We start from the raw sequence: 16638 nt of genomic DNA, 5'->3' as shown, positions 1-16638 counted from the left end.
CGGGCCGCGTGCTGTGCTACCTGTGCCGGCTCCGTCTCGCCCGGCGATTGCCAAAAACCTGCTGGCGAAAGCGCGCTGTCTACGCAGTGCTGCCTTCGCTGGCCAGAATGTCGTGTACCAGTTGCTCCGGGGCGTGGCGGATATCGATTGCGATACCGGCTTCGTCGGCGCCCAATGGCTCCAGCGTGGCCAGCTGGCTGTCGAGCAGCAGCGGCGGCATGTAGTGGTCGCGCCGCGCTGCCAGGCGCGCTGCAATCAATTCACGCGGGCCGTGCAAATGCGCAAAGCGCAACGCTGGATCGCCAGCGCGCAGCAAGTCGCGGTAGCGCCGTTTCAGTGCTGAACAGGACACCACCAGGCCGGTGCCGCTTTCGCACGCATTGCGGATCTGCTGCTGCAAGGTGCGCAGCCAGTCGGCGCGGTCCTCATCATCCAGGGGCTGGCCGGCCATCATCTTGGCCACATTGGCGGGCGGATGAAATTCGTCACCCTCCACATAGGCACTGCCAAGTGCCGCAGCGAGCGCGCGCCCGACTGTGCTCTTGCCGCAGCCGCTGACACCCATCACCACCCAGCGAATACCACGCCCCTGCTTGTCGCTTGCTTGTTCCATCCAGCCTTCCGAGATCTGGTTAGCGCTAACATTTCAGCGCGTGAAAAAAACCACTATCGTCCTCGCGGAGGCGGGGACCCATGGCGCAGAAAATCAGTCGAAACGCCAGCGCGCCATGGGTCCCCGCCTTCGCGAGGACGATGTGCGGGCGTTACGGCCCAAGGTTAGCGCTAACATTTTTTATTCTACTCGGGTTTTCGGGGATGTAAACGAATATCGATGGTGCCCCGCACCATCACGATCCACCACGTTCAAAAAAAATCGGATTTCGCCTTCGCCAACCCCGCCGCCCATGGGAGAATCACGGCTACTTCACCTCGATCCAACATTCATGACCAGAACTGTCAGCAAGAGCCGCTCCAGCGGCCGCACTACCCTGGCCGTCGTCGCCCAACGTGCCGGCGTCTCGACCATGACCGCTTCGCGCGCGCTCAATCAACCGGAGCGCGTCTCTGACGAGGTGCGGGTGCGGGTCGAACAGGCAGTGGCCGCGCTTGGCTACGTGCCGAACCGCGCCGCGCGGGCGCTCGCTTCCAGCCAGTCGAACGTGATCGTGGTGCTGGTGCCGTCGCTGTCAAACTTCGTGTTCAACGCCGTCATCGACGGCATCCAGGAGGTCGTCGATGCAGCCAACTACCAGCTCCTGATCGGGAACACGCGCTACTCCGATGCCGAAGAAGAGAAGCTGCTCAGCACTTACCTGCAGTCCAATCCCATGGGCATCCTGCTGTCCGGTCTGACCCACAGCCCGCGCGTCGAGCAGTTGCTGGCCACGTCCGGCGTACCGGTAGTGTCGATGATGGATCTGTCCACCGACCCCACCCAAATGTCGGTCGGGTTCTCGCAGCACGAAGCTGGGCGCACCATGACGCGCTACCTCATTGAAAAAGGCCACAAGCGCATCGGCTTCATCGGCGCCCAGCTCGACGAGCGTACCTTGAGCCGTGCGGCAGGCTACCGCCAGGCCATGCAGGAAGCCGGCCTGGCCGACGAAAGGCTCGAAGTGATGGTGCCTGATGCCTCCAGCATTGCGCTTGGTGCGGAACTGCTGGGCCGCATGCTGGCCCAGGCGCCCGATTGCGAAGCCATTTTCTGCTGCAACGACGACCTGGCCCATGGCGCCATCTATCAATGCCAGCGGCGCGGCATTGCCGTACCCGAACAGCTGGCCGTGTGCGGCTTTAACGATTTGCCCGCGTCAGCCTGGATGAAGCCATCGGTCACCACCATCAGCACGCCGCGCTATCGCATTGGCTACGAGGCGGCGACCTTGCTGCGCAACGCCATTGCGGGCCGCGCACCTGCCGTCGGGCAGGTCGATCTTGGCTACACCCTGATGCCGCGCGAAAGCGCCTAGGCCCGTCCGCTTCAACGCCCGCCAGCGGCAAACTCGCGCGCTGGCAGGCGCACCTTGACCGTGCCAACAGGCGCATCGGCAGCAGTGGCCAGTGTCACCACGTATTCGCCAGCGGCGATTTTCCATTTGTTCGATTTGGCGTCAAACAGCGCCAGCGTGCGCGGGTCGATGGTCACGCTGCTGGCGCGGCGCTCGCCCGCCTTGAGTGCCAGCTTGTCCCAGCCGCCCAGGCGCTTTGGCGCCTCCCACGCGCCGCCCGGCTTGGCTACATACACTTGCGGGACCGCCTTGCCATCCCGCTTGCCGCTATTTTGCGTGGTGAAGGTCACCACCAGCGAGCCATCTTTCGCGACCGCCTGCAGGCCGGTGTAGGCAAAGCTGGTGTACGACAAGCCGTGACCGAAAGCGAACAAGGGCGTCTGCTTGCGCTTGTCGAACCATTTGTATCCGACTGCCGCGCCTTCCACGTCGTAGTCAACCAGAAAGCGTGTGTCACGCGGTGCATCGCTGCCATTCACCTTGGGATGCGGCAGCTGCGATTCTGAGGCGGGGAAAGTCATTGGCAGGCGTCCGCTGGCGTCGACCTCACCAGTGAGCACGCGCGCAATGGCCTCGCCGCCCAGTGTACCGGGATACCATGCCTCCACCACCGCGCCGGCACTGGCAAGCCAGGGCATCGTCACCGGCGAACCGGTCTGCAGCACCACCACCGTGCGCGGATTGGCCTTGGCCACGGCGGCGATCACGGCGTCCTGCCCGTTGGGCAAGGACAGGTCGGGCTGGTCCACACTCTCGGCGGTCCACTGATTGGCAAATACGATTGCCAGATCGCTGTCCGCAGCCAGCTTGGCTGCCGCAGCAGCGTCCTTGCCGTCGTGGTAGACGAATTTAGCGTTTGACCGCGCGGCCAACGATTTCATTGGCGAAGATGGGAAATACACGATCGGACCCGGAAACTCCGTTGGCCCTTCGTTTGGTACTGCCAGGCCGCCCACGGGATAGACCTGCGCCGAGCCGCCTCCCGAGAGCACGCCGGCGTCAGCGTGACCGCCAATGATGGCAATGCGCTTGTCGCTGCCCGACAGTGGTAACAGGCCCTTGTCGTTCTTGAGAAGCACAATCGATTCCTCGGCATCGGCCTGGGAGATTTTGGCATGCGCGGCGAAGTCGATTTTTTCTGGCTCGATCTGTACCGGATGCTCCATCAAGCCATGTTTGGCCATCGTGCGCACGATCCGGTGCACCATATCGTTCAGGCGCGCTTCGGGTACGTGACCGTTCTCCACCGCTTCCTGCAGCGCGTCTTTGAAGTAGGGGGACTTGTCGAACGGCCAGCCGGATTGCTGGTCCAGACCGCGCAGTGCGGCGGGGATGGTGGAATGGGTCGCACCCCAGTCGGACATCACGTAACCCTTGAATCCCCAGTCCCGCTTGAGTACTTTGTTGAGCAGCCAGTCGCTCTCGCAGGCGTAGTCGCCGCGCACGCGGTTGTACGAACACATCACCGAGCCGGGATCACCCCGCTCCAGCGCGATCTGGAAGGCCAGCAGGTCTGACATGCGCGCCGCAGCTTCGCCAATCTTGGTGTCATGATGATTGCGGCCCGTTTCCTGGTCGTTGAAGGCGAAGTGCTTGAGCGTGGAGATCACATGGTTCGACTGAATGCCCCGAATCTGCTCGCCGACCATGATCCCGGCCAGCAGTGGATCCTCGCCGCCGTATTCAAAATTGCGGCCGTTACGCGGCTCGCGCACAAGGTTGACGCCACCGGCCAGCAGCACATTGTGGCCCGACAGCCTGGCCTCCTTGCCGATCATGGCGCCGCCGGCGTATGCCAGGGCGGGGTTCCAGGTGGCAGCAGTGGCAATGCCTGCCGGGAGAGCGGTACGCTCGCGCACCTTCTCGCCGCGCTGGCTGGCCACGCCGATGCCAGCGTCGGTCAGCTGCTGATGCGGAATGCCCAGACGCTCGACGCCGTAAATGAAGCCGGCCGCCTGCGGCACCCCTTCCTTCGGCCGCGCGACGCCCTTGAAGTCAGTGGAAAAATAGGCAAACACGGTCTGGATTTTTTCCGCCATCGTCATTTGGGCAACGGCTTGCGACGCGCGCTCATCGGGGGTCGCTGCCTGGGCGGTTTGCAGGAACAGCGCGGCCGATACAGCCAGGGCGACCGATTTCGGTTTGGTTTTCATAGTGGCAGAAGGACCTCGAGTTGAATGTGATCGCCGGCGGCGAAGGTGTCGATACGCGCTTGTGCGAGCTGCTGCCCGTCGCGCCAGACCTGTATTGCGCCCACTTCGGCGCGCTTGATATTGAGCGTGAAATGGGCACCACGGAAGCTGCGTTCGACTTGCATGCTGTTCCAGGCTGCCGGCATGTTCGGTTGCACCAGCAACCCGTTGCGGTCTCCCTTCAAGCCGCACAGCCCTTCCACCAGGCAGCGATAAGCCCATGACACGGTACCGGTGTTGAACAGCTGGCTCGATCGCCCTGCCGTGCGAGGATATTCGCGATGCGCCCCGCGATAGTAGTTGGGGATGAACACAGGCATCTGGCCGCGCTGCAGGTAATCCGCTTCATCCGGGCCAGGGATCATCTGGCGCAGCAGCTGGTAGGCGCGTTCGGTTTCACCGACTGTGTACAGACTATAGATGTAGAAAATGGCAGCATGGTTGTAGACGGCACCGTTCTCCGCTGAACCAGGATGCTTTTGCGTGACGCGGCCAACGTCGTCGCGCATTTTGCTGTACGGCGGCGCGAACATGCTCACACCGTAGGGCGAATGCAGCTGCTGCTCCACTTCGTTCAGCATGCAGCGGCGCTGTTCGCCGCTGGCGGCACCTGACAGCATCGCCCATGCCTGTGGATTGAGGAAGATGCGGCCTTCCACATCTTGCTTGACGCCGAACTTGACGTTGTCGTCCGTGATGCCGCGCGCATACCAGCGCCCGTCCCACAAGTGTTCGTTGGCAGCGGCATTCATGCTGGCCGCGCCAGCGCGGAAGTGCGTTGCCTGTTCCTGCGCTCCGCTCTGTTCGCACATGCCGGCCCACAGATTCAGCGCGTAGGCCGCAGCCACAGTCAGCCAGCCAGACACGCCCCTGCCCTTGTAACCCACCATATTCATTGGGTCGCACCAGTCGCCTTGCGCAATGAAGGACAAGCCGCGCGCATCGCGTTCCTTGAGCAGCCAGTCCATCGCGCGGCCCATTCGGGTCGCCACCGTTTCTCTGCGGCCGCTGACGTCGGTCACCACTTCGTCAAGCAGCGTCCAGTCGGCGGTTTCGTCGAGATACGCTTCCAGCGCGATCGGCAGCCAGACGCAGTGGTCGGTATGTGGCACCTGGTTGATGTACTTGAGCTCCGCACCGTCGACCAGCAAAATCCCGTCCGGCATAGCCCCGGTGTTCTCCTGCTGTCCAAGCGCGTGAAGGAAGGCGGCGCGCATCACCGACGGCTTCACGAAGCTCATGCCCATGTTGTCCTGCAGGTAGTTGCGGGTCTGGGGATCGGTGGTCAGACGATTGACGTCGCCGTGATAGAACACCTGGCGTGGCAGCCAGTGATTGACGAAGTTGTCGAGTTCCTTGTCGGGCGTGTGAATGCGCAGGCAACCGCTGCCTCCGGCGATGTATTGTGCGTATTCGGTTGCGGTCCGCGCAAACGACTCGGCCGACAGGTAACGCGTGCGCATGCGCGCAATTTCAGCGTCGTCGAACGCGGGGCCGAACAGGAAGCGTTTTTGAACGACCTGCGACGGTGCGAGCGGCAGCTTGTACTGCACTACGGCTGCCGGGGTCTCGTAACGGGCATCGCCGCCTGCCAGCGAGTCGTGCTGCAAGCCGGCGGGATTGTGCAGACCGCCCTCGCCTTCAAACGCTGCCTGATTGACTTCCCACGAATCAGGCGCGTCTTCGCACAAAAAGTAAGTCTTGTCCTTGAAGTCCTTCTGCTTGAAGTGGTCTTCCACCTTCTGATAGGGGGTAACGCAGCTTGCGACAATGCCGCCCAGGTCGGGACGGTATTCGCCCGACTGGTTCATCCATGACATGTACCCGATCGGGAAATACGGCGTGACGCTGATGTGGCGCGGGCGGCCGCTCAGATTTGTCACGGTCAGGGTCCACAGCTCCACCACGTCGTCGGTCGGCAGGCCAAGGCGCAGTTCCACCCGCAAGCCCAGATGCTCGACACGCCACAGCAGGTCCGATTTCCCGACCGAGAAAGTAAAGCTGTCCGGCTGCTGGCGCACCGGTTCGTGCGGTGCCGAGAACAGCTGGCCGCTCTCGTCATCGCGAATGTAGACAAAGCGGCCCGGATGGTGCGCGTAGTAGGCCTGCTCCGGCTGCATGAAGGACTTGGCCTGCAAATTGGGCGCATGCGCGTATTTGGCCGGCTCCGGCTGCATGAACTGGGCCACCGCGTAACCACGGGAGGTGGCCTGGATCATCATCTTGCGATTCCACAGAAAGCCTGCGGCATTGGGCATGGCGGTCGGACTGGCAAGCTCGAAGCGCTCGCCGCCATCAGTTGGGCGTAACATGAAACTGTCTCCGTAATTTTTATATTGATTGTGCTGCTTTGCGCTCCAGAAGCTCGGCCTGGACCATCGCGAGTTTTTTACCATCGAGCTGGTAGAAGAACATGCACAGTACCGCCAGCAAGGCAAACAAGGCTGGAATGAAGGACATCAGCCACACAATGCCTTCCTGCGAACCGGCGCTTTGCGTGGCGTTCGGCACGTAACCCAGCGCCGTGAAAATCGAACCAATCACCGCCACGGCCACTGCCGTGCCGAGCTTTTGCGAGAAGGTGGCGGCAGCAAACGTCATGCCGGTGGCGCGCCGGCCAGTGCGCCATTCATTGTAGTCGGCAGTGTCGGCGTACATGGAAAACGCCAGCGGTGATTTTGGCCCGAGCACAAAGCCCATCGCCACCTGCAGCACATACATCAGCGCCACCTGGTCACTGGGAACGAAGAAGAAGCCGCACGACAGCAGCGTGGTCAGGCTCATGAGAATGATCATCAGGCGCTTCTTGTCAACGAAGCGCGTCATGACCGGCGTGAGCGCGGCGCCGATACTGGCCGCGATCATGTACGCCGGGATGAAAGAGGCAATCAGCTCGGGGCGCCCCACCACATATTTGAAGTAGTAAGCTGCCGTGGTTCCGCGCAGGGTAATGGTGACCATGATGATCAGCGCGAGGAAGAACAGCACCACCCACGGGCCGTTGCGGGTCAGGTCGCGAATGTCCTGCATCACGTCGCTTTTCTGGCCCGGCGGTGGGGCGATGCGCTCGCGCGTGTTGAAGAAGGTGACCGCGAACAGGCAGGCTGCCGCCACGCCCCACACAATCATGGTCAGCTGCCAGCCGCGCTGCACGTCGGCCCCGCCGAGCGCGCGCACCAGCCAGGGCGTGGCCGCAGTCACCAGCGTGCTGCCGCCAAAGGCGAAGATGAAGCGCAGGCCGTTAATCGAAGTGCGCTGCTGCGGGTCGCTCGACATCACACCCGACAAGGCGTTGTAGGGAATATTGATGCAGGTGTAGCACACCATCATCAGCAGATAGGTGCAATAGGCCCAGACCAGCTTGCCGTCCCCGGACAGGTCGGGCGTGGTGTAGGTCAGCACGGCGGCACCGGCCAGCGGCAGCGCGCCCCACATCAGAAAGGGCCGGAACTTGCCCCAGCGGGTGCTGGTCCGGTCGGCCAGCGCACCGATCATGGGATCTGTGAAGGCGTTAATGATCTTGATGATGAACATCATCGACGCCGCCGCCGCGGCAGTCAAACCGAACACGTCCGTGTAGAAAATCAGCAGGAAGGTGGACACGTTGGTCCAATAGAAGTTGAACCCCATGTCGGCGATGCCGTAGCTGAGCTTTTCACGCCAGGACAGAACGATTGCGGACACGGGTAACTTTCAAAGAAGTGTTAGCGCTAACATTATCTGGCGCAGTATGGCCTTGGGGCTGAATTCTTGTCAACTTGATTTTGAAGCAACGGCAGCCGCCGCTCACTCGGCCAGCGCGCAGGTCACCGCTTTGGCACCCAGCTGGTCGACCAGTACCTGCGGCGCCATGCCCACCAGGTAACCGCGCCGTCCGCCGTTGATGTAAATCTTCTCCAGCGCCAGGATCGATTCTTCCACGTACACCGGCATGGCCTTACGCAAGCCAAACGGCGAGGTGCCGCCCACCTGATAGCCGGAATGGCGCTGCGCCACCTCGGGCTTGCATGGCTCGACCGACTTGCACCCGATGGCACGCGCCAGATTTTTGGTGGACACCTTGCAGTCGCCATGCATGAGGACGATGAGCGGGCGCGCCGCTTCATCCTGCATCACCAGCGTCTTGACCACGTCGTGTTCGGCCACGCCCAGTTCGCGCGCAGACACTTTGGTGCCGCCCTTTTCTTCGTAGGCATAGGGATGCTCGGTAAACACGACCGCCTGCTTGCGCAAGAACTGCGTTGCCGGGGTTTCGGAAATGTGCTCTTTCTTGGCCATGCGTGATACGCTAAACGTTCAATGAGGAGCTTCTTATTATGCAGCAAGAAATCCGCTTTGCCACCTTCAATGCGTTCAACCTGGCCCCCGCTGGGCAACAGCTGTACGACAATTTGCTGCCGCTGACGGCCGAGCAATACGAGGCAAAGCTGGACTGGACCGCGCGCCAGATCGACCTGCTGGACGCGGACGTGATCGGATTCCAGGAAATTTTTTCGCAGGCCGTGCTGCGCGAAGCCCTTGCCCGCACCCGCCATTACCGCGACGCCACCCATGTGGGCTTCGATCCCGACCCGGGCGCCGAACGGCTCACGCCGTCGGTGGCACTGGTGTCGCGGCTGCCGCTGAGCACGCCAGGTACGCTGCATGCGGCCTTTCCCGACGGTGTGGCCATGCCAGAAGGCAGCCGTGAAGTGGGCACTTTTTCGCGCGCCGTGATCCATGCGGCGGTGCAGGTGTCGCCCGATTGCGTGGTCGATGTGGTGGTCGTGCATCTGAAGTCCAAGCGGCCCGATTACCGCAATGGCGACAGCATCGAGGACCCGCTGCTGTTCGGCCTGGCCTGCCTGCGCTCGCTGGTGCGGCGCGGCACCGAGGCGGTCGCCCTGCGCGTGCTGCTGACCGGTATGGCGCAGCGCAACAAGCGCCCGCAGGTGGTGCTGGGCGACTTCAACGATGTGGCGGACGCCGTGTCCACCACGATTGTGATGGGCAATGGCAGCGCCATGTCCGGACGTCTGTTCGATGCCTGCCAACTGCAACAGCGGCAGGACCACCTGCGCCATGTGGGTTTCTCGATCATGCACGACGGCAGTTACACCACGATCGACCATATATTAGTGTCGGAAGAATTCAACCCTGCCCTGCCCAATGCCATCGGCGAAGTGATTGACGTGGTGTATCTGAACGACCATGTGGTGCTGGAACTGCCGGCTGCCTCGGACCACGGCCAGGTAATTGCCCGCATCCGCCTGTTTGATGAAATGCGTGGGCTTAGTGATGCCGGCGTGTAAGGTCCGGCTCTGCCTCGGCCGAGGCTGCGTAATGGCCCTGGTATTCGTCGCAGCCATGGTCGCGTAAAAAGCGCAATTGCGCTGCCGTTTCCACGCCTTCGGCGGTGACCCGCAACTTCAGGCTGCGCGCCACGGCAATGATGGCGGCAATCATGTCGGCATCGTCGGGCTGTTTGAGGATATCGTCAACGAAGGAACGGTCGATCTTGAGTTTGGACAGCGAGAAGCGGCGTAAATAGCTCAGGCTGGAGAAGCCCGTGCCGAAATCATCGATGGTGAGCCGAATGCCACGCCTGCGCAAGGCCGTGACGGTGGCCACAGCCTTGGGATTGCCGCTCATGATCACCCCCTCGGTAATTTCGAGGTCCAGCATTTCGGGCGGCAAGCCCGACTCGGACAGCGCCAGTTCGACATTGCCAAGCAGATCATCGTGAGTAAACTGCACCGCTGACAGATTGACCGCCACCGCCACCCGCAAGCCTGCATCGTGCCAGCTGCGTGCGCGCTCGCACGCCTCGCGTAGTACCCAGTTACCGATCGGGACGATCAGGCCGCACTCTTCGGCCACATCAAGGAATTGATGCGGCAGCAGCAAGCCGCGCTGCGGATGGCGCCAGCGCAGCAATGCCTCCACGCCCACAGTCAGGCCGCTGCACATGTCGATCTCGGGTTGGTAGGCCAACTCGAACTCCTGCTGATCGAGCGCATGGCGCAAGGCGTTTTCGAGCTGGACCTTTTCGGTCACCCGCGCGTTCATGTCTTCGTTGAAAAAGCTGAAGGCATTGCGCCCGCTCTGCTTGGCATGGTACATGGCCACGTCGGCATGCTTGAGCAGGGTGTCAATATCTTCGCCATCTTCCGGACAAATGCTGATGCCGATCGATACCGAAATACTGATCGTGCGCGCGTCTGCCTGCACCGGACGGGCCACGGCCTGCATGACGCTGCCAGCGACGTGCGCTGCCTGATCTGCCCCGCCAATGTCGCTGAGAATGACGACAAATTCATCGCCGCCCTGGCGGCTGACCGTGTCGACATTGCGCACGCAGCCGCTCAGGCGGCTGGCCACTTCCTTGAGCACGGTGTCACCCACGTGATGGCCAAAGCTGTCGTTGATGCCCTTGAAGCGGTCCAGGTCGACAAACATCACGGCGACTTTGGTGCCTTTGCGGCGCGCCGTGGCCAGCGCCTGCTGCAGACGGTCGAGGAACAGCACGCGGTTCGGCAGATCGGTCAGAAAATCGTGTTCGGCCAGATGGCGCGTGTGTTCTTCGATCCGCTTGCGGTCGGTCATGTCGGACAGGATCACCATATAGTTCGAGAGCGTGCCGGCACTATCGTAAATAGCGGTGAGCGCAACCCAGAGCGGCTGTTCCTGGCCGTTGCCGATCTTGCTCCAGACCTCACCCTCCCAGTGCGTGTTGTTGCCGACAAAATCCCAGATTTGCTGAAAGAAGGCCGGCTCATGCATATCGCTTTGCAACTGTGGCAACTCGCGCCCCACCACCTCGGTGGCGGCAATCCCGGTCATGTGGACAAAGGCATGATTGACCGCCAGCACCCGATGATCGAGGTCGGCAATGGCGATGGCGTCGCGGCTGTTCTCAAACACGTGCGCCGCCATTTGCAAGGTGCTTTCGGTTGTTTTGCGACTGGAAATGTCGCGCACGACCGCATACGACAGGAGCTGATGGTCAAGTGCGACCGAGGTAAGGAGGATTTCAGACCAGAATGTTGTGCCGTCGGCCAGCTTGAACTCCCACTCGTAGCGTCGATTGCCTTCAATGAAGTTTTGCGCGCTCTGGGATGCGTCTGCCATGAGCGAGGAGTCGCCCGATGGCTGATGGACGGGCGAAAAATCGATCAGCGTCTTGCCCAGAATGGCATCTTTGTCGGGCACATGAAACAGCTGCAGGGCCGCCGGGTTGGCATCGACAATGGCATTGCCTTCGATCAGTACAATAGCGTCATGCGAACGCTCGAACAGCTGGCGGAAGTTGGCGCCCGCCTCCAATAATGCTTGTTCGTCAACTTTGCGTTGGCTGATGTCCACTTCCATACAGAACACTTGCTGCACCTCACCGTCGCGCATGATGGGAAAGTGACTGGAGTAAGTCCAGAGTTCCTTGCCGTCCAGGCGGCGCACATGCCAGTCGCGCGGTGCCGGCGAACGGCGGGTATGCCAGATGCCGCCCAGGGTGTCTTCAAACTCGGTTTCCTTGTCCAGGTGTGAAACCAGGCTGGTCAGGGGGCGCCCGATGGCCTCGCGTGCCGGCACGCCGAAGATGGTTTCGCAACTGTGGTTCCAGAAACGTACCAACCCGTTGGGATCGATGCTGTGCACCGCCACCGTGGGCGTGAGTTCGAGCGCGGCGACAAAGCGGTACAGGGTGTCGAGCGCCTCGCGGCCCGGGCCCTCGGGCTCGAAGGTGTTTGTTGCAGTCTTGCTCACAGGCGTTCCTTCATAGGCGAATGCAGGCGGCCAGGCGGCGCGCCTCTGGTGTATGCATTTTTGTCCGCATGCCGGACAAGGCCCTTGTGCGGGCGCAAAGGAGATTTCGACCAAGTCCCGTTCATCCTCCGGCCGCGCGTTTTATCCGTCTTTTTTGCATTTCATCGTCCCGAAATGCCTGCCTGTCGCATTTCGCCCCCGGCCGGCCTTGTCATTTCCTATAGTGGCAACATGCGCCAGATGCTCCATCTTGCCCAGCAAGACGGCGCACAAGCGCCCCTTCCGCCCTCATACAAGAAAATCAGCGACCATGAAACTAGAGACCCTCCCCAGCGCCCCCGTCCAGCCCACCGTGTCGAAAAAACGTTGGCGTGCACCGGTCATCGGTGTGGTTGTCCTGGCGCTCGGCGCCGGTGGCTGGTATGCCATGCAGTCGCAGCAGAAAGCGCCAGCGGCGGCCGCCGCCAAGCCCGGCGAAGAGGGCAAGGTTGCTGAATATGAATTGTCAAAAGGGGATGTGGTCGGCGTCGAGGCGCGTGCCCTGAGCCAGAACCTGCCCCTGTCGGGCTCGCTGATCCCGCTGGCCCAGGCCACGGTCAAATCCAAGGTGTCGGGCGTGGTGCTGGACGCCGAACTGCGCGAAGGCACCAGCGTGGCTGCCGGCCAGGTGCTGGCGCGGCTGGACCAGGCCGATCTGGCAGCCCGCGTGGCGCAGCAGCAAGCCATGCTGGACGAAGCCAATGCGCGTCTGGCGCTGGCCACCAAGAACAGCCAGAATAGCCAGGCCCTGCTGTCGCAAAAGTATATTTCCCAGCAAGCGCATGACACCACCCAGAACGCAGTCGACCTGGCCCGTGCCAGTGTCAAGGCGGCGCAGGCCCAGCTGCAGATGGCGCGCATCGCTCTGAACGACACCGTGATTCGCGCCCCCATGGCTGGCGTGATCAGCCGCCGCCACGTGCAGGCTGGCGAAAAGCTGTCGCCCGACATGCCCGTCTTCACCATTGTCGACCTGCGCCAGATGACGCTGGAAGCCCAGGTGCCGGCGTCGGAAATTCCACGGGTAAAAATCGGCCAGGATGTGCAGTTCAAGGTGGACGGTTTTGCCGGCCGAAGTTTTGCCGGCAAGGTGGCGCGCATCAATCCCAGCGCCGAAACCGGCTCGCGCGCCATGCTGGTCTATATTAGTGTGAACAATGCCGACCGCGCTCTGTCGGGTGGCATGTTTGCCAAGGGTCAGCTGACCACCCACAAGTCGGCGGTGCGTCCGCTGGTGCCGGTCGCCGCCCTGCGCAAGGACAAGGATGCTGACGTGGTCTACAAGATCGAAGGCGGCAAAGTGGTCTTGCAGCCAGTCAAACTGGGCATGCGCAACGACGATGAGGGCCTGGTCGAAGTCACCGATGGCCTGAGCGGCGGCGCCAGCCTCCTGATCGGCAAGCTCGAAGGCGTCAAGCCGGGCACCAAGGTACGCATGGCCGGCGCTGCCGTGGCGCCCGTGGCCGAAAGCGCGAACGTCGCCAAGAAAGGCTAAGCCATGTGGATCACAAGAATCAGTATCAAGAATCCCGTCTTTGCCACCATGGTGATGGTGGCGCTGATCGTGCTTGGCCTGGCGTCCTACCGCGGGCTGGGCGTCGAAGCCATGCCCAACGTGGAAATTCCCGGTGCCTGGATTGAAGTCAATTACCCAGGCGCTTCGCCAGAGCAGGTGGAAAACGATGTGACGCGCCCGCTGGAAGACGCGGTCAACACTGTGTCGGGCATCAAGAAAATCATGGCCAGTTCGTGGGAAGGCCGGGCCGGCGTCTCGATCGAATTCGAGCTGTCGACCAATATGGACAAGGCCATGACGGACTTGCGCGACAAAGTTGCCCGCGTGCGGCCAAGTTTCCCGAAAGACGTCAAGGAACCGTTCATCATCCGCTTTGAAGGCGAGAACGCGCAGTCCATCGTCGACATCACGCTCACTTCCGACACGCGCAGCCTGCGCGAACTGTCGACCCTGACCGAGCAAGTGATCAGCAAGCGTCTGCAGGGCGTGTCCGGTGTGGGCCAGATCCGCATCAACGGCAAGACCAACCGCCAGATCCTGGTCAATATGAAGCCCGACGCGCTGACCAGCCTGTCGGTCGGCGTCGATGAAGTGCTGCGCGCGATCCAGTCCACCAATGCCAATCTGCCGGCCGGTAACATTGCATACGGTGCCAGCGAGCGCCTGGTGCGAGTCGAAGGCAAGATCAAGGATGCTCGCGACTTCAACAAGATCATCGTGGCGCGCCGCGCCAGTGGCCCGGTCTACCTGGACCAGGTGGCCGAGGTGATCGATGGCGAACAGGAAGAGCAATCGATTTCGCGCGTCAATGGCCGGCGCGCCATTTCGATCGAGATCGGCAAGATCCAGGACGCCAACGTGGTTGAAGTGGGCAACGGCATCAAGAAAGCCATCGAGAAGATGAAGGCCACGCTGCCGGCCGACGTCAAGATCAGCATCCTGAAAGATGAATCGATCCGCGTGCAGTCCCAGCTTGACAACGTCAAGCGCACCATCATGGAAGGCGCATTGCTGACCATGCTGATCGTGTTCCTGTTCCTGCACTCCTGGCGCAGCACCATCATCACCGGCCTGACCTTGCCCATTTCGGTGATGGCCAGCTTCATCGCCATGAAGTTCTTCGGCTTTACCCTGAACTTCCTGACCCTGATGGCGCTCTCACTGTGCATTGGCTTGCTGATTGATGATGCGATTGTCGTGCGCGAAAACATCGTGCGCCACCTCGCCATGGGCAAGAGCCATTTGCAGGCGGCCTACGACGGCACCAACGAAATCGGCCTGGCCGTCATGGCCACCACCTTTGCCATCGTGGCCGTGTTCATTCCGGTCGCCTTCATGAACGGCATTATCGGCCGCTTCTTCCTGCAGTTCGGTATAACCGTGGCGGTGGCGGTGCTGGTGTCCCTGTTTGTCAGCTTCACGCTCGATCCAATGCTGTCCTCGGTCTGGCGCGATCCCGTCAAGGACCGCTTCAAGTATGTGCCGTGGCTGGGCGCCCTGATGGAAAAAGTCGAACACGGTATTGAGCGCATGCACGTCTGGTACGGCAAGGTCCTGGGTCTGGCCATGCGCTGGCGCAAGTCCACCCTGACGCTGGCCCTGCTCTCCTTCGTTGGCAGCCTGGCACTGGTGCCCATGATTGGCGGCGAAATGATGCCCGAGACCGACCAGGGCTTCATCCAGATGCAATTCAAGACCGCCGTCGGCTCCAGCCTGGAGTACACCGATAGCAAGCTCAAGCAGGTAGAAGCCTCGCTCAAGGACTTCAAGGAAATCGAAGCCGTGATTGCCACTGCCGGCACCTTCGACGGCCGCAATGCAGCCCAGGTCAACCTGAAACTGACGGACCGCAAGCTGACCCATCGCCGCTCGCAGCAGCAACTGGAGATCGCCATCCGCGAACGGCTCAAGCCGATTGCCGGCATCAGCCTGTCGGTGGGCTGGAAGCCCATCTACATCGGCATTCTGGGTCAGGACGAAGCCAAGCTCGATGCCGTGGCCCGCAAGATGATGGAAAAAATGCGCGCCATCAAAGGTGTGGCAGACATTGAATACAGCCAGGAAGGGGCCAACCCGGCCACTATCGTGCGTATGAATAATGAAGTGGCCAGCGACATGGGCATCTCGGTGCAGCAAGTCGGTAGCGCGCTGCGCCCCTTCGTGGCCGGCGACCAGATCAGCCGCTGGCTGGCACCGGATGGCCAGAACTACGACGTCAATGTGCAACTGCCCAAGTCGGGTCGGCAAAAGGTGGCGGATCTGGCTGACCTGTCTGTGGCCTCCAGCAAGATGAATGCATCGGGCAACCCCATCATGGTGCCGCTGCGCCAGGTGGTTGAATTCGTGCCATCGACCAGCCCGCAAGTGCTGAAACGCCAGGCCCTGGAACGGCGCGTGGCCATCTATGCCGGCGTTGAAGGGCGCCCGACCGGCGACGTGAATGACGACGTGCAAAAAGCCATCAAGAGCATCGAGATGCCGGACGGCGTGCGCATGGCCGTCGGTGGCCAGGCCGAAGAAATGGCGGAGACGCTAAGTGCAGCCGGTACCGCGCTGGGCATTGCCGTGATCTTCATCTACCTGGTGCTGGCCTCGCAGTTTGGCAGTTTCCTGCAACCGATTGCCATCATGGTGTCCTTGCCGCTGTCGATGATCGGGGTGCTGCTGGCCCTGCTGGTAACGGGCAGCACGCTCAACATCTTCTCGGTGATCGGCATCATCATGCTGATGGGCCTGGTAACCAAGAACGCGATTCTGCTGGTGGACTTTACCAACCACAGCCAGCGCGAAGGCAAGAACCAGTTTGACGCCATCATGGAAGCGGGCCAGGTCCGGCTGCGTCCCATCATGATGACCACGCTGGCGATGATCTTCGGCATGCTGCCGATGGCGCTGGGCCTGGGCGATGGCGGCGAACAGCAAGCACCGATGGGCCGCGCCGTGATTGGCGGGGTCATCACCTCCACCCTGCTGACCCTGGTAGTGGTACCGGTTGCCTACACCTACCTCGACAGCTGGGGCAAGCGCGTGGCGAAATACTTCCGCGGCGCCGACGAGCCGCATGGCGAGCTGGTCGAAACACACAAACTCGCCGAAGTCGCCTAGCAAACCCCGCGCCACATCGCCCTCGCGAAGGCGG

Annotated in this window: 10 protein-coding genes; 4 read left to right on the top strand and 6 right to left on the bottom strand. The window is 61.8% G+C overall.

Features of this window, described 5'->3' with window-relative positions:
- Positions 1-79 precede the first annotated feature (79 nt).
- Positions 80-613: a gluconokinase gene (locus BUC24_RS00975; protein WP_229447937.1), complete on the bottom strand. Its 534-nt coding sequence runs from the start codon at positions 611-613 to the stop codon at positions 80-82.
- A gap of 331 nt (positions 614-944) precedes the next feature.
- Here BUC24_RS00975 and BUC24_RS00970 point away from each other — a divergent pair, with 331 nt between their 5' ends.
- Positions 945-1970 (top strand): HTH-type transcriptional regulator GntR, encoded by a 1026-nt coding sequence (locus tag BUC24_RS00970; protein WP_073212225.1) that lies wholly within the window; start codon positions 945-947, stop codon positions 1968-1970.
- Between the two features lie 11 nt (positions 1971-1981).
- Here BUC24_RS00970 and BUC24_RS00965 read toward each other — a convergent pair whose 3' ends face one another.
- From BUC24_RS00965 to ybaK, 4 genes are all read right to left on the bottom strand, one after another.
- Positions 1982-4162 carry a beta-glucosidase family protein gene (locus BUC24_RS00965; protein ID WP_073212224.1) on the bottom strand — a complete coding sequence of 727 codons (2181 nt, stop codon included), beginning with the start codon at positions 4160-4162 and terminating at the stop codon, positions 1982-1984.
- Positions 4159-6513 (bottom strand): GH36-type glycosyl hydrolase domain-containing protein, encoded by a 2355-nt coding sequence (locus tag BUC24_RS00960; protein ID WP_073212223.1) that lies wholly within the window; start codon positions 6511-6513, stop codon positions 4159-4161. The genes BUC24_RS00965 and BUC24_RS00960 overlap by 4 nt, the downstream gene beginning before the upstream one ends.
- A gap of 19 nt (positions 6514-6532) precedes the next feature.
- The gene (locus tag BUC24_RS00955) at positions 6533-7885 is read right to left on the bottom strand and encodes an MFS transporter (RefSeq protein WP_229447936.1); all 1353 of its coding nucleotides are present in this window, start codon (positions 7883-7885) and stop codon (positions 6533-6535) included.
- A 102-nt stretch (positions 7886-7987) separates the two neighbouring features.
- Positions 7988-8479, bottom strand: coding sequence for a Cys-tRNA(Pro) deacylase (gene ybaK, locus BUC24_RS00950; protein WP_073212222.1), 492 nt, complete (start codon positions 8477-8479; stop codon positions 7988-7990).
- A 38-nt stretch (positions 8480-8517) separates the two neighbouring features.
- Between ybaK and BUC24_RS00945 the strand changes: the two genes are divergently transcribed.
- The gene (locus BUC24_RS00945; protein WP_073212221.1) at positions 8518-9492 is read left to right on the top strand and encodes an endonuclease/exonuclease/phosphatase family protein; all 975 of its coding nucleotides are present in this window, start codon (positions 8518-8520) and stop codon (positions 9490-9492) included.
- Here BUC24_RS00945 and BUC24_RS00940 read toward each other — a convergent pair.
- Positions 9473-11944 (bottom strand): sensor domain-containing protein, encoded by a 2472-nt coding sequence (locus BUC24_RS00940; protein ID WP_073212220.1) that lies wholly within the window; start codon positions 11942-11944, stop codon positions 9473-9475. The genes BUC24_RS00945 and BUC24_RS00940 overlap by 20 nt on opposite strands.
- 310 nt (positions 11945-12254) lie before the next feature.
- Here BUC24_RS00940 and BUC24_RS00935 point away from each other — a divergent pair, with 310 nt between their 5' ends.
- Both BUC24_RS00935 and BUC24_RS00930 read left to right on the top strand, forming a co-directional pair.
- On the top strand, positions 12255-13478 hold the full coding sequence (locus BUC24_RS00935) for an efflux RND transporter periplasmic adaptor subunit (RefSeq protein ID WP_073212219.1): 1224 nt from the start codon (positions 12255-12257) through the stop codon (positions 13476-13478).
- A gap of 3 nt (positions 13479-13481) precedes the next feature.
- The gene (locus BUC24_RS00930; RefSeq protein WP_073212218.1) at positions 13482-16604 is read left to right on the top strand and encodes an efflux RND transporter permease subunit; all 3123 of its coding nucleotides are present in this window, start codon (positions 13482-13484) and stop codon (positions 16602-16604) included.
- Positions 16605-16638 lie beyond the last annotated feature (34 nt).

The organism is Massilia sp. CF038 (genome assembly GCF_900129765.1).
Taxonomy (GTDB): domain Bacteria; phylum Pseudomonadota; class Gammaproteobacteria; order Burkholderiales; family Burkholderiaceae_D; genus Telluria_A.
The sequence above is the reverse complement of the archived record's forward strand: the minus strand, read 5'-3'. Positions and strand labels throughout refer to the sequence as shown.

Bases quoted from the DNA above. Each gene is read 5' to 3' on its own strand.
- BUC24_RS00975 (WP_229447937.1), bottom strand. From the start codon at position 613: ATGGAACAAGCAAGCGACAAGCAGGGGCGTGGTATTCGCTGGGTGGTG.
- BUC24_RS00970 (WP_073212225.1), top strand. From the start codon at position 945: ATGACCAGAACTGTCAGCAAGAGCCGCTCCAGCGGCCGCACTACCCTG.
- BUC24_RS00965 (WP_073212224.1), bottom strand. From the start codon at position 4,162: ATGAAAACCAAACCGAAATCGGTCGCCCTGGCTGTATCGGCCGCGCTG.
- BUC24_RS00960 (WP_073212223.1), bottom strand. From the start codon at position 6,513: ATGTTACGCCCAACTGATGGCGGCGAGCGCTTCGAGCTTGCCAGTCCG.
- ybaK (WP_073212222.1), bottom strand. From the start codon at position 8,479: ATGGCCAAGAAAGAGCACATTTCCGAAACCCCGGCAACGCAGTTCTTG.
- BUC24_RS00945 (WP_073212221.1), top strand. From the start codon at position 8,518: ATGCAGCAAGAAATCCGCTTTGCCACCTTCAATGCGTTCAACCTGGCC.
- BUC24_RS00935 (WP_073212219.1), top strand. From the start codon at position 12,255: ATGAAACTAGAGACCCTCCCCAGCGCCCCCGTCCAGCCCACCGTGTCG.
- BUC24_RS00930 (WP_073212218.1), top strand. From the start codon at position 13,482: ATGTGGATCACAAGAATCAGTATCAAGAATCCCGTCTTTGCCACCATG.